Origin of the sequence: Candidatus Acidulodesulfobacterium sp. H_13, from assembly GCF_048541835.1 — a bacterium.
Lineage (GTDB): Bacteria > SZUA-79 > SZUA-79 > Acidulodesulfobacterales > Acidulodesulfobacteraceae > QIJE01.
Genome location: NZ_JBLEOY010000001.1, coordinates 304,554 through 318,789 on the forward strand (window position 1 = coordinate 304,554; position 14,236 = coordinate 318,789).

The following is a 14,236-nucleotide window of genomic DNA, read 5'->3' on the forward strand; positions in this document are numbered from 1 at the left end:
AAAAAAAAATAGATTAACGGTTTAACAAGGAATGGTTATCCTTATCAATGTTCCCCTGTTAACCCTGCTTATAGCCTCTATCTCTCCGTTAAGGCTCTCCGTTATTGAATAAACAAGCGATAAGCCAAGCCCAAATCCGTCTTTTTTGGTGGTAAAAAGAGGTTTAAAAGCATTTTTTAGCGTAAAATCGTCCATACCTTCGCCGTTGTCGGAAACACTTATAGAAACATATCTTTTATTTCCCGTTTTTTTGACTACCTTTGAACCTAATCTGATAATACCTGTCCTAAATTCCTTATTGCCTGACAGCATAGTTTTTTTGGTTGATTGTACGGCATTTTGCATAACATTCAACAATACGTGCCTGACCCTACTTTTTTCGGAAAATAGGTTTATTTTTTTGCTAATGCTGTTATGTATTTTTATTTCCGCCTTTTCGCTGCAACAATTTGCAATAGAATCTATGAACCCTCGTATCAAATCCTCCGCCAATAAAAATAGGTTAAAATTTTCAAAATTAGCATTGCCGCTTACGTTTTTTGATTTTACTTTAACGAACCCTAAAAAATCGTTTACTAAGTTATCCAACCTCTGCGCTTCGGTTTTTATTATGCCCGTTAATTTTCTATAATCACTACCGTTGGAGGCTATATTTTCCGTATTTAAAACGTATGCAGACGTATTTAGCGCTGCAAGGGGATTTCTTATCTCATGGGCCAACCATCCCGCAAGCTTTCCGGCGGTAGCCAACCCCTCATTTATTTTAGATTCCATCTCTAATTGTTTTATATAAGTTATATCTCTGAACAACAAGATAAATTTACCAGTTTTATACTCCTTGTTCTCTAACTTTGTCTTAGAGAATCCTAAAATCATATCTTTATATTTTAACTCAAACCTTTTTAATGCATTTTCGCCTCTGTCGTTTTTCGTTTCGGCTATGGTTCCGTTTTTATATATTTCATTTGTAGTGCCTAATGGAAAATTTTCAAAAATATCGGTTATTTTCATATTAAAATTATATAAAATACCAGCTTTATCACGAAACGCCCTATTTTCGGTATCCGGTCCAAGCATTTGAATAGCAGCTTTATTCATAAAAATGATTTTGCCACATTCGCCTAACACGATAATCCCCTGAGAAAAACTGTTAAATAATTCTCTATTAAAATTTTGCGATTTCCTTATAAATTCATCTCTCTCTACTATTCTGACGCTTAAAACATTCAACTCTCCCGAAAAATGATATAAAAGCCAGCTGAATATCAAAACGCCAAGTATATTGAGACTGGTTAAAAATAAAAGCTTATCGGGATTTGATAAAAAATAGGCATGACGCCCAATATTGAAATAGTACTGCATATCCGCAGATATACCTATGGCCGCCGCCGATGCTACTCCGAATATCATTACTCCCTTTCTCAAAAAAATAAATCCCGAAATAAGTACCAGCAAATAGTATAAGAATATAAATTTGCCGTCTAAGCCGCCGTTAAACAATACTACAATAGATATTACGATAAAATCGATAAACAGTTGAATAAATCCCAAGTAGACTATGTATGATAAATTTTCTTTCTTTTTGAAATAAAGGAGGACTAGGAAATAAGCGATACTTAAAATTATTATAAAGGCTATAAGGAAATAAACAAAAAACTTATAATGATTTATGTATCTAAGATTAATTAAAACATATGCAAGTATTATTATCGGAAAGGCAAAAAGTCTAAAGATTATCGTAAATTTTATTTTATCATATAAATCCTTATAACCCCTTTTATTATTTTTTTTCATTATTTGATGGCTTTTCCGAGATTAAATATCGGCAAATACATCGCTATGACAAGAGTCCCTACAACTATTCCGAGAAACACTATCAACGCAGGTTCTAACATCTGGGTTAGATTATTAACGGCATTATCTACCTCTTCGTCGTAATAATCGGCAACCTTAGCAAGCATGGCATCAAGATTTCCGGTTTTTTCTCCCACCATAACCATTTGAATAACAAGGGGCGGAAACAGTTTCGTTTTATTCAGCGCCATACTCAAAGGAGAACCGGAGGAGACATCCTCTTTCGTCTGCATGAGAGATTCTTCGATAATTTTATTGCCGCTCGTCTTGGAAACTATCTCCAATCCGGCAAGTATAGGCACGCCGCTTTCGACCATAGTAGAAAGAGTTCTTGCGAATCTCGCTATAGCCACCTTTTTGAATAAAGCGCCTACAAGCGGAGTTTTAAGTATAATTCTGTCTATATTTCTTCTGCCACTTTCCTTTTTCCGATATGCCTTCAACGCAAAAATAATTATGGCAGCAGCAATTATTATATATAATATATACGCCCTCATAAAATCCGAGAAGGCTATAACCTCTCTTGTAAGGGCAGGCAATGTTGCGCCGACGCTTGCAAACAGGTTTGCAAATACCGGTATGACAAAGGTCATAAGAATGATAATAACGGCAACAGCAACGCTTAGAACAGCGATAGGATATATCATCGCCCCTTTTATTTTTCTTTTTAATTTAAGTATTTTTTCGAAGTATATTGCTAACCTTTTAAAAACTTTATCCAAAACTCCGCCCTTCTCGCCGGATTCTACAAGATTTACATACAAATCATTAAAAACCCTAGGAAATTTTTTAAGACTGTCCGATAAAGACGCTCCGCTCTCAATCCCTTCCTTTATTTTTGTCAATATGCCCTTTAATTCTTTATTTTTCTGTTGTTCTATCATTATCAACAGACCTTGAAGTATTGGAACGCCGGAATCTATAAGGGAAGAAAATTGCCTTGTAAACATTATAAGATCGCTGTCGCTAATTTTAGTTTTAGCACCTACTTCCTTTACTCCCTTAATGCTTAACGTGAAAAACTCATTCTTTTTTTTAACGTTTATAGGATAAATACCCATTTTCCGTATCTCTTCTATTACTTGTTCAGGATTCTGGGCGGTAATCGTCCCTCTTAAATATTCCCCGGTGTGTGTTTTTTTCCCTCTCCAAAGATAAGTAGCCATTTTATCACTCCTATTAGCAAACTTATAAATTACCGAAATCTATGCCCGAAAAGGGCTTATTGCTACTACCGCCGTCAGACCTATTGCCCATAGCACCGATAGCGGAGTTATTGATATCGCCGACTCCATTCCCCCTTACTACTCCCGTCAGACCCCCTTTCGATATAAGTCCAGAGCTTATAGTCTGCTTCAATTCTTCTACATCCGACGATCTGTTATATGCATCTTCCTCGCTTATTATCCCCTTATTCACTAATGAAGCCAATGCCTGATTTAATGTCTGCATTCCATACTTTTCCTGCCCGAGTTGAAGCTGGGAATAAATCTGATGAATTTTATTCTCTCTTATCAGATTTCTGATAGCTGCATTCGGTATCATTAATTCTGCCGCAAGCACCCTGCCGGTAGTGTCACATCTTGGAATGAGCGCCTGCGATAAAACCGCCACAAGCGAAAGCGAAAGCGATGATCTCACTTCCGGCTGTTGATTAGGGGGAAATATGTCTATAACCCTGCTTATCGTCTGAACGGCAGAGTTTGTGTGCAGGGTACCGAATGTAAGATGTCCGGTTTCGGCAATGGTGAGGGCTCCTTCCATAGTTTCCATATCTCTTATTTCGCCTACGAGAACTATGTTAGGGTCTTCTCTTAATATGTGCCTTAAAGCTTCTGAAAAACTGCTTGAATCCTGCCCTATCTCTCTTTGATTTACGAGGCAACCCTTATGAGAAAAAACGTATTCTATGGGGTCTTCAATAGTTATTATGTGTTCATGCCTACTCTGATTTATGGCATCTATCATTGCGGCAAGCGTAGTTGTTTTTCCTGAGCCGGTCGGGCCGGTTACCAAAACAAATCCTCTCGGTGCCTTAATAACTTCCCTAATCATAGGGGGGAGACCAAGCGCGTCGATAGTGGGAATTTCATGCGGTATAACCCTGAATGCCCCCGCAACGGCACCCCTATCGTAATATAAATTAGCCCTAAACCTTGAAACGCCCTCCTGACTGAACGAAAAATCCAACTCATGTGTTTCTTCGAACTTTTTTTTCTGAATATCCGTAATAACGCTATAACAAAGCCCTTGTGTATCTGCAGGCGTGAACACGGGAAAATCTAACGGAACCAACGACCCCCTAATCCTTACTTGGGGAGGCGAACCCACCGCTATGTGGAGGTCTGATGCCCCTTTATTAACGGTAATTTTTAATAAATCAATAATAAACGGCATACGCTACCTTCCTTTATTCGTATTCATAGTTATCTAAAGTTACTAACAGTAGTTCGACTCATTTGCCCTTACCATGAGTCGATGTTAAACGCTCGTATCCATTACGCCCATATATTGAATAATTTCTTCTAAGGACGTAATTCCATTTAAAAACTTATCTTTTGCCGATTCTTTTAATGTTTTCATTCCATTTTTTACAGCAAGCTTCTCTATTTCAAATTCATTAGCATTTTTATATATTTTATTCTTAATATCATCGCCTACGTTTAGCACTTCATATATAGCGATCCTGCCCTTGTAACCGGTTTTATTGCAAACGGAACACCCCTTTGCTCTATAAAACCTAACATTGGCAATGTCCGAATCTAAAAACCCCAAACCGGTTAAGGTCTTAATATCGGGATGATAGGGTTCCTTGCATTCGCTGCATAACTTTCTGACTAATCTCTGTGCTATTATCAAATTTAGACTGGAAGCGATGAGGAATTGTTCTACATTCATATTGATAAGTCTTGATATAGTAGCGGAAGCATTGTTGGTATGTATCGTAGAAAGTACTAAATGCCCTGTAAGCGCAGCCTTAATAGCGATTTCAGCGGTCTCTAAGTCTCTAATTTCGCCTACCATAATTATATCCGGATCCTGCCTTAAAAACGACCTTAACGCCTGAGCAAAGGTCAGCCCTATCTCTTCGTTGACAAGTACCTGATTAATACCTTGCATGTCATATTCTACCGGGTCTTCTGCCGCAGAAATGTTTACATCCGGCTTATTTAATTCGGAAAGTGCGCTATAAAGAGTGGTTGTCTTGCCGGAACCGGTAGGTCCGGTAACAAGTATTATGCCGTATGGCTTATATATAGCCGTTTTAAAATCTTTAAGCTGTGCTTCCGAAAATCCTAATTTTCTCATATCAAGCTGAAGGGCTGATTTATCTAAAATCCTTATAGCTATTTTTTCTCCGAAAAGCGTCGGAAGACACGATACTCTCATATCTACCTCTCTATTATCTATCTTTGCCTTGATTCGTCCATCCTGGGGCAGCCTTCTCTCTGCTATATCAAGCTGAGACATAATTTTCAATCTTGAAATTATAGGATTTTTGAGATTTCCGGGTATTTTCATTTGTTCCACTAATTTTCCGTCCATACGATATCTTATTCTTATTATAGACTCGTATGGTTCTACGTGGACATCACTGGCTCCTATCTTAACGGCATCCAAAAGAACCTTGTTGACGAATTTTATGATGGGTTGTTCGGAAGACGACCTTTGCAGTTCCGAAATATCTAATTCTCCATTAGTGTCTTCAATAGCAATAGAATTGAGATAATCCTTATTTTCAGTAAGAATACTTGATGCATTGTAATATTTAGATAATGCCGAGGCAATTTCGTTTTCCGAGGCAACGACTATTTCTACATTAAGTCCCGTTAAAAACTTTATGTCGTCTAAAGCCTCAAGTTTAGTGGGATCGGATATTGCAAGATACAGTGTGTTCCCCTGCCTTTTAAACGGTACTACCTGTAATCTAACGGCTAAATCGGGGGGGACGAGTTTTATTATACTTTCCGGAATCTCTCCTTCAAGCAAATTAACCGTTGCCGCACCAAATTCTTTAGATAAAAAAGAGACAAGCTCCGAATCTTTTATAAAACCGAGTTTCGTAAGCTGCCCGCTTATACTGCCGCCGACACAGCTTTGTTCTCCCAACGCTATACTCAGTTCATCGCTTGTTATTATGCCGTTTTTTACAAGAATCTCACCAAGCTTTAAATCCTTAAGCCTTTCGCCCTTTGCTATCCCTAATCTTGCCCTTTCTTGGATCAGTAATGCGTTAGATATATCATCCTTTTTTACGATACCGCGCTTTAATAGGATCTCCCCTAATCTCTCTTTCGGTAAATTAACGGATGGCATGAAATCGTTGCTCATAGTTAAATTATCTTGCCTTTAATGATTTATTTAATTCCCTCATTCACTCCACGGCAATGTCCCGTATTTTTATTTTACCATGTAAACTACAAACATAAAATCAATCAGACGGGCAATGCTTCTTTGAGAGCGTTAAAATCAATTCTTTTACCGGTCCATATATAAAAACTTTCTATAGCTTGAAAAAAAAGCATGGAAAGCCCGTTAACGGACATTAATGTTTTCTTTCCCATACTGTTCAAAAGTCGAGCCGCTTCAGCAGAATAAGAGATATCCATCAACAACGGTAAGGATTTCTTGTCAGATAAATTTTCTAAAAAAAATTGCTTTATTAATTCACCGCTTTCGCTTGAAGGGGTCACAGTATTAACAATAATATCACTATTTTCAAGCGTAGCCCTGCTCAAAGCATCATCTAAATTAAAACCTGAATATAGAACCGTTGAACCTGATTGTAAAACCCTTTTCCAAATTTCCGCATCCTCCTTAAGTATCATAGCTTTTTCTATGTTTCGATTAATAATCAATACATCTTTCGCCGATTCTTTTATTAAGGCATATATTATCGCCCTGGAAGCCCCACCTGCCCCCAGAACCGTGATTTTTTTATCTTTTAATCCTTCCTTAAATTCATATCTTACGGCCTTTATAAAACCGATTACGTCGGTATTATAACCGCTATAGCTGCCGTCTTTTTCTAAATTTACGGTATTGACGGAACCGATAAGCTCGGCATCTCCGCTCAAACGATCTACGTGGTCTAAAACATTTATTTTATACGGCTGAGTAATATTTGCGCCTTTTATCTTAAGGGCCTTAAACCCGTTAAATGCTACCGTAAACTTTTCGGGAGGGACATCGAATCTGCCATAACAGAGATTCACGCCCGCAAGTCTCGACATCGTATTTTGTATTGCCGGAGAGAGGGAATATTTTATATCGTAGCCGAAAATACCGGAAAAAATTTGCTCTCTCATATTAAACACTCATCAATAATTGTTTTAAAAGATAGTCTATTTTAGCCGCCTTTTTATCGTCTATGAACATATAGACATACCTTTCTATATCCTGTGTAACCTTTATCAAAGACTGTTTGTCTCCTTTATTTAGTCCGTTAAAATCGACCGGCACCTTATCCGCCTTGCTGCCGAGTTGCTCTCTTAATATTTTTTTAATAGAGCTCACTATGTCGTATACCTTAGCAGTTTCGTTCTGCGGTGGCTCAAGCTTTATATAACCGCTTTGCAAGAGATTATAGAGCGTTTTAAACACAAAGAAATCATTTTCTACAGATAAAGCAAGTATTTGATTGATATTCTCTTTCCCGTTCACCAATGAAAGCACGTTCCATATCGCCGGGGTAAGCGATAACGGTCTTAAATTACCGCTTCTGTTTGTAACTATGACCGGAACATAATTCTTTGACGGGATAACTTTAGCCATTACGGCGAGTTCGTCACGCCTCTTTTTGCAACCCATCAGTATAGGCGATAAATTCATAGGCTGAGCAAAATTTATAACGTCGGGCAACGGTTTTTCGTCGAAAGCAAATTCTCCATTGGTTAAAAAAAGTATATAGTTTAGCGTCTCGGATATATAATTTGATGTAAACTCATGCTCCTTTGCCTTGGGTATAGTTTCGGATTTGAGAAAATAGATATCAAAACCTGCCGTTGTTTTATAGTACGTCCTATATTTTTCCAGCACTTGAAGATAATCCTGCTTACTCATATTAAGCAATTTAACTACTAATTTTTCTAGAATATTATTATCGGAAATGGAAAGGAAATATAACATTCCTTCTTCTATGAAGAGCTTTGCCGCAAAATTATCGAATCTCAGGTTAAGCACGCCTGTTTTTTTCGAAATTTCTAAAAATTTTAATACGTCAAAAAGCTCCAGATTTGTTATGCTACCTTTTACGTCCATTATGATAAACCCTTATTAAGTTTAAATTAAAAACAAGCGCTTCACATGCGTCATAATAAATTTAATTATGCCGTTTTTATTTGTGAATCTCTAATTCTTTAATCAAATGATACATAAATCTGTTGACCACTACTACGAATATAGACCCGAAAAACAGCACTAAACCTATAATAAAGTAGGATAAAGCCATATTTTTAAGGGATTTAATAAAGAAAAATGCACCGGCTTCCGCTAAAAAGAAAAAAAACATAAATATCCACATTATGGTGAGCCATTTGCCGACAAATCCCCCAGGCACTTTATTTTTTAGAGAAGCCGCTATAACCATATTAGCAAACATTATTATTGCACCGACAGCAACGAGTAAATAAAAAAGACCCTTAAGTGTCAAGATCGAAGTAATTATAGACATTTTAACCTCCTCTCCAAAATTTTTTATTTTTTACGCTTATTTTTTTCAATATTTAAAAATTTAATAATAGTTTAATAATACAAAATAGATTTATTTTTTTCAATATGTTTTTTAAATTTTTTTTAAAGTTATGTTGAAAATTTTTTTTGTTTATCTTATAATTTAAGACATGAACACGGAAGATAGAGATACGGGTAAGAATATAAATGTTTTAACTTTTGAGGAAGCCCTCAAAAAATTAGAAGAGAACGTACTAAGTCTCGAAAAAGGAGACCTCGGACTTGAAGATTCTATCAGGATTTACGAAGAAGGTATAAAATATTCAGATTATCTCATTAAAAAACTCAATTCCGCCGAAAAAAAGGTAGAAGAGTTGACCGCGAAAAACAATGACGGAATTCAAGCCTCATTAAGTACCGAACAACTGAATTTATGAAAGGCATAGACCGATACATAGAGACAAATAAAAGCCTGATTAACGATTTCATAAAATCTTATTTTAATAAAACAGGGTACGATAAGAAATTTCCCCATAATAAATTTTCGCTTACTGACGCGATGCTCTACACCCTGACCATGTCAGGAAAAAGAATCAGGCCCATAATGCTTTTAATGACCGCCGATAGCCTTGGATTTTCCGAAAGAAAAAGACTGATTCCCTTTGCTTCCTCTCTCGAATTCATACATTCTTATTCCTTAATACATGACGACCTTCCGTCGATGGACAACGACAGCCTAAGGAGGGGAAAGCCCACAAATCATATAATATTCGGGGAAGCCTCGGCGATACTTGCCGGAGATGCGCTCCTTGCCGAAACCTTTGTCATTCTATCGGATGGAAAATACTCTAAAGGGTTCGACCCGAAAAAGATTATCGCGGTAATAAGGGAGCTTTCCTGCGCCGCAGGGGCAGGTGGGCTTGTGGAGGGGCAGTTTCACGATATTAACTCATTCGGAAAGTTTTCTTTAGATATAGAAAAGATCGAATATATAAACGAAAAAAAAACTGCAAGCCTTATAAGCGCTGCCTGTGCCGCAGGGGCAATATTATCTTCCGACGATGACGACGTCATAAATAATTTTAAAAAATTCGGGGCATGCGTTGGATTGGCTTTTCAGTTGACCGACGACGTTCTGGACATTACAGGAAACAAGGAAATTATCGGAAAAACGGTCGGGATAGATAAAGCTAATAATAAACTTACGGTTGCGGAAAACATCGGAATAGAAAAAACCAAGGAATTAATAAAAAAGTATAATGAAAAAGCTATAATTTATTTAGGCAAAACCGGCGCTGAAACAGATATGTTTATCGAATTTATAGATTACCTTACCAAAAGGATAAACTAATCCGAACGCATGACCGGCACAACATTAAGATACATTAAAGATAACAAATATTATTTAAATATTGGTAGTAAACCGCCATGATATTAGACAAGATTAAAAGCCCTAACGATATCAAGACCTTGAAACCGGAAGAACTTGAAATCTTAGCGGGAGAGCTCAGAGAAGAAATAATCACCACTTGTTCAAAAAACGGCGGACATATTGCCTCAAGCCTCGGAGTTACAGAACTCACCATCGCAGTTTTAAAATCGTTCGACATAGAAAATTCAGATAAAATAATATGGGACGTCGGGCATCAATCTTATCCGTATAAACTTCTAACCGGAAGGAGAGAGAGATTTTCTACGCTTAGAAAATTGGGCGGGATATCGGGTTTTCCCTCTATCAATGAAAGTAGATACGATTACTTCGGCACGGGACATGCCGGAACATCTATCTCCGCCGCTCTCGGCATGAGCGTTGCAAAAGATTTGACGGGCAGGGGTAACCAGGGCAGAATCATAGCTGTAATAGGAGATGCCTCAATATCTAACGGACTAGCACTTGAGGGCTTAAATAATGCAGGCTCTTTAAAAAAAGATATTATCGTTATTTTAAACGACAATGAGATGTCTATCTCTAAAAATGTCGGAGCCATTTCTAATTATTTGAACAAAATAATGAGTGGAGATTTTTACCAAGGGCTTAGAAAGGAAGCTGAAAAATTACTTAAGTCCATACCGCTGTTCGGAAATCAGATGGCAAAACTCGTCTCTAAATTCGAAGAGTCCTTTAAAAATCTTATAGTTCCCGGAATTTTATTCGAAGAACTGGGCTTTACATACATAGGCCCCATAGACGGACATAACATACCATATTTATTAGATTCATTTGAGAATATAAAAAAAATAAAAAAACCTATTCTCTTACATGTCATAACAAAAAAAGGTAAAGGCTACGGACCGTCCGAAAAAAACCCTTCTATATTTCACGGCGTATCGGCTTTTGACAAAAGCACGGGATTAATTCTAAAAAGAACGGACGATATAACCTACGGTGAGGCGGCTTCTAATTTTCTAATAAATATTGCCAAAAATAATAAAAAAATAATAGCAATCACGGCAGCAATGCCTGACGGTACCGGTTTATCTAAATTTTCAAAGGTTTTTCCGGAAAGATTTTTCGACACCGGCATAGCAGAGGGACATGCCTCTACCTTTGCCGCAGGGGCAGCCGCAAACGGACTGCGGCCTTTTGTTTTTATATATTCTACTTTTCTCCAGCGATCTTTAGACCAAATCATTCACGATATATGTCTTCAAAATTTGCCGGTAGTATTATGCATAGACAGGGCAGGTATTGCGGGAGAAGACGGGGCTACGCACCAAGGAATATTCGACGTATCATTTTTAGGTTATATACCCAACCTTATTTTTATGTCTCCTAAAAATGAATATGAACTTATGCAAATGATTAAAAGCTCCGTGTTCTACAATGCGCCAACCGTAATTAGATATCCTAAAACCAAAATACCCTATTTTGTATCTCCGGAAGAAAGAGATATATCCGTAATAAACGAAGGTGAATTCGAGGTTCTTTTAAATGGGAATGATAATGTCATAATAAGTCTCGGCGCTCCGCATACCGAAATAATAAAAAATTTACTCGACGATATAAACAAAAACGCCGCTAACAAAGAACAGGAGATAGGACTTATTAATGCCAGGTTTATATCTCCAATTTCTTTAAAATTGGTTGACAAAATAAAAAGTTCAAAGAAGGTTATGACGGTAGAGGAAAATGTCGAGTTTTCCGGATTTGGAGCAAAACTTTTAACAGTACTAAGTCAAAACGTCCCATTAACAAATTTAGAATATAAAATTATATCTTTAGGCAATAATTATATTGAACACGGCTCTCGTAATGAACTTCTCGCCGTTATGGGGTTTTCTAAAGAAAAATTACTTGAATCTATAAACGACTTTTTTAACGTAAACAGTGAAAAAAATAAGATTAGATATTCTCCTCGCTAATATTCAATCGATCGACGATCTAACTAGAACGAGGGCATCCTCGCTGATAATGGAGGGTATGGTATCCGTTGATGGACGGATATGTACAAAACCCGGAATATCGGTCAATCCGGATAGCCTGATAGAAATCAAAAGAACAGACGGATACGTATCTCGCGGTGGATTAAAATTAAAAGGAACACTGACGGATTTTTGCATTGATGTTAAAGGTAAGAGAATTATAGATATAGGGGCTTCTACCGGCGGATTTACCGATTGTCTTCTGAGGGAAGGTGCTGAATTTGTCTATTGTATAGACGTAGGTTACGGACAGCTTCATTATTCTTTAAGAAAGAATAAAAAAATTAAAAATTTAGAAAATACTAACATAAGATATCTATCATTTGAAGAAATCGGAGAAACATTAGACATGGCGGTATGTGATGTATCGTTTATATCACTTGCCAAGGTTCTTCCTAATATAAAAAATTTTATTAAAACCGGAGGACTTATACTCTCGCTGATAAAGCCTCAATTTGAAACAGAAGATAAAAGGGCTCTTAAAAAGGGCATAATAAGAGACGATACCGTCCATGAAACAGTAATAAACAAGATAATCGAATTTTCAAAAAACTTAAACCTCACTGTTGTCGGAGTAAAGAAATCATGCATAAAAGGAAAAAAGGGGAATACGGAATTTTTTATATTACTGTCAAAAAATACTTAGGGCATATAAAAATTTATAAATATTTCATACCGCCTTTTGCGTCTATTTTATTTGTACTCTTTTTTTTACTTTTACCGGCTAACGCAACTAACGCAAAAGCTGCACCCCTACAATCGGATACGGTATTCAACACGCTTACCGGTTTTGTCTATTACTATGGCGGCAATTACGACCGTGCAATCAAATATTTTAAAAGGGAACCAGGGGATTTACTTAAAAATCATTATTTTAATTATGTGCTTGCATCTTTATATTTTAAAAACGGGGAATATAAAAAATCCTTAAATCACATAGACCTTGCCTTAAAAACAAAAAATAAGAAAGGCAATACAGTAATTAAATATTTAATTCTCAAGGCAAAAATAACCGCCGATACGGGTAGGCTCAAAGAATCCATTGAAATTCTTAAAAATATCCTGAAAAAAAATCCCTATAATCTTAAAACCCTTTTATTTCTTTCTAACCTTTATACGTATAAAAGAGACTTAAAAACCGCGATATTTTATCTGAACATTATGAAATTAAATCACCCAAACAATATAAATGCTTATTATATGTTATCAAAAATATATATGACTCAAAATCAAAATAAAAAAGCCGAAGAGAACCTTTTATCCCTTATAAAAATAGACCCGTATTTTAAAAAGGCATACTTCAGACTTGCGGCGATCTACATGCTTTCGGGAAGGGAGCAGGATGCCGTAAATACGTTAGGTAAATATCTTAAGATAAACCCTAACTCTGAGACGGCAATTTATCAATCGGCAATACTCTATTATATTATAAAGAATTACAAGGCTTCTATAAGGCTGTTTTTAAATTTTATTAATATTACAAAAAATATGACGGGTTTAAAAAACAACGCATATTTTTTTATCGGCACTTCTTATATATTACAAAAAAATTATAAAAGCGGCATTACCTTTTTAAATAAGCTTAAGCCGGGAAAATATTACATTGACGCCAAACTCCAGGAAATGGCGATATACCTTAATAGCTACAGAGAAAGCGGCGAGATAAAATATAAGAAATCTATAGAAAACATAATAGCCGAAATGCTTTTGAACATAAAATTAAAAAAGAATTTAAGGTTTTATTATTTCTCGGCAATTGCCTTAACCGAAATAAATGATTATAAAAAATCTGAAGATATTATAAAAGCGGGACTTAAGAATTTTCACAACAATACCGCCCTTTTATATGAATTGGGTTCGGTATATCATTATCTAAAAAAAGGAAAAGAGGCTCGCGCAGTAATGAAAAAAATATTAAAAATAAATCCATATGATGCAGATGCCCTTAATTATTTAGGGTATAATCTTGCAATAAATAATAAGAATCTGAAAAAAGCAAAGATACTGATAAATAGAGCCTTATTCTACGATAAGGGCTCACCGTTTATCCTTGATAGTCTCGGTTTTATATATTACAGGGAAAAACAGTATGTAAAGGCATTAAAATTATTCAAGTTATCACTCAAAAAGCTCGGCAGATCCGCAACCGTTCTGAAACATACGGGTATGGACTATTTTATGTTAAAAAAATACAATAAAGCCCTTGAATATCTTAAAAAATCTTATAAAATCAAAAAATCTAAAGAGGTGAAAGGGTATATGATAAAAATAAATAAAATTAGGTAAA

At 36.2% G+C, this 14,236-nt stretch carries 12 protein-coding genes; 5 read left to right on the forward strand and 7 right to left on the reverse strand.

Annotated elements, in window-relative coordinates; genetic code table 11:
* Positions 1-21: 21 nt before the first annotated feature.
* The 7 genes from ACMCNP_RS01545 to ACMCNP_RS01575 form a co-directional block, all read right to left on the reverse strand.
* Positions 22-1,794 (reverse strand): ATP-binding protein, encoded by a 1,773-nt coding sequence (locus ACMCNP_RS01545; RefSeq protein WP_419312880.1) that lies wholly within the window; start codon positions 1,792-1,794, stop codon positions 22-24.
* Positions 1,794-3,020 (reverse strand): type II secretion system F family protein, encoded by a 1,227-nt coding sequence (locus tag ACMCNP_RS01550; protein ID WP_419312883.1) that lies wholly within the window; start codon positions 3,018-3,020, stop codon positions 1,794-1,796. Before ACMCNP_RS01550 ends, ACMCNP_RS01545 begins: the two co-directional genes overlap by 1 nt.
* Positions 3,021-3,042: 22 nt before the next feature.
* Complete coding sequence (locus ACMCNP_RS01555; RefSeq protein WP_419312886.1) at positions 3,043-4,251, reverse strand: type IV pilus twitching motility protein PilT; 1,209 nt, start codon at positions 4,249-4,251, stop codon at positions 3,043-3,045.
* Between the two features lie 84 nt (positions 4,252-4,335).
* On the reverse strand, positions 4,336-6,186 hold the full coding sequence (gene pilB / locus ACMCNP_RS01560) for a type IV-A pilus assembly ATPase PilB (RefSeq protein ID WP_419312888.1): 1,851 nt from the start codon (positions 6,184-6,186) through the stop codon (positions 4,336-4,338).
* Between the two features lie 104 nt (positions 6,187-6,290).
* Positions 6,291-7,163: a shikimate dehydrogenase family protein gene (locus ACMCNP_RS01565; protein WP_419312891.1), complete on the reverse strand. Its 873-nt coding sequence runs from the start codon at positions 7,161-7,163 to the stop codon at positions 6,291-6,293.
* Position 7,164: 1 nt separating this feature from the next.
* The gene (locus ACMCNP_RS01570) at positions 7,165-8,115 is read right to left on the reverse strand and encodes a DUF4388 domain-containing protein (protein ID WP_419312894.1); all 951 of its coding nucleotides are present in this window, start codon (positions 8,113-8,115) and stop codon (positions 7,165-7,167) included.
* Positions 8,116-8,191: 76 nt separating this feature from the next.
* Positions 8,192-8,527, reverse strand: coding sequence for a hypothetical protein (locus tag ACMCNP_RS01575; RefSeq protein ID WP_419312896.1), 336 nt, complete (start codon positions 8,525-8,527; stop codon positions 8,192-8,194).
* A gap of 169 nt (positions 8,528-8,696) precedes the next feature.
* Between ACMCNP_RS01575 and xseB the strand changes: the two genes are divergently transcribed.
* From xseB to ACMCNP_RS01600, 5 genes are all read left to right on the forward strand, one after another.
* On the forward strand, positions 8,697-8,963 hold the full coding sequence (gene xseB / locus ACMCNP_RS01580) for an exodeoxyribonuclease VII small subunit (protein WP_419312899.1): 267 nt from the start codon (positions 8,697-8,699) through the stop codon (positions 8,961-8,963).
* Positions 8,960-9,877, forward strand: a complete 918-nt coding sequence (locus tag ACMCNP_RS01585; protein WP_419312901.1) for a polyprenyl synthetase family protein — start codon at positions 8,960-8,962, stop codon at positions 9,875-9,877. Before xseB ends, ACMCNP_RS01585 begins: the two co-directional genes overlap by 4 nt.
* A 77-nt stretch (positions 9,878-9,954) precedes the next feature.
* Positions 9,955-11,889: a 1-deoxy-D-xylulose-5-phosphate synthase gene (gene dxs, locus ACMCNP_RS01590; RefSeq protein WP_419312904.1), complete on the forward strand. Its 1,935-nt coding sequence runs from the start codon at positions 9,955-9,957 to the stop codon at positions 11,887-11,889.
* Positions 11,855-12,595, forward strand: a complete 741-nt coding sequence (locus ACMCNP_RS01595) for a TlyA family RNA methyltransferase (protein ID WP_419312906.1) — start codon at positions 11,855-11,857, stop codon at positions 12,593-12,595. The genes dxs and ACMCNP_RS01595 overlap by 35 nt, the downstream gene beginning before the upstream one ends.
* Positions 12,535-14,235 (forward strand): tetratricopeptide repeat protein, encoded by a 1,701-nt coding sequence (locus tag ACMCNP_RS01600; RefSeq protein WP_419312909.1) that lies wholly within the window; start codon positions 12,535-12,537, stop codon positions 14,233-14,235. The genes ACMCNP_RS01595 and ACMCNP_RS01600 overlap by 61 nt, the downstream gene beginning before the upstream one ends.
* Position 14,236: the final 1 nt, after the last annotated feature.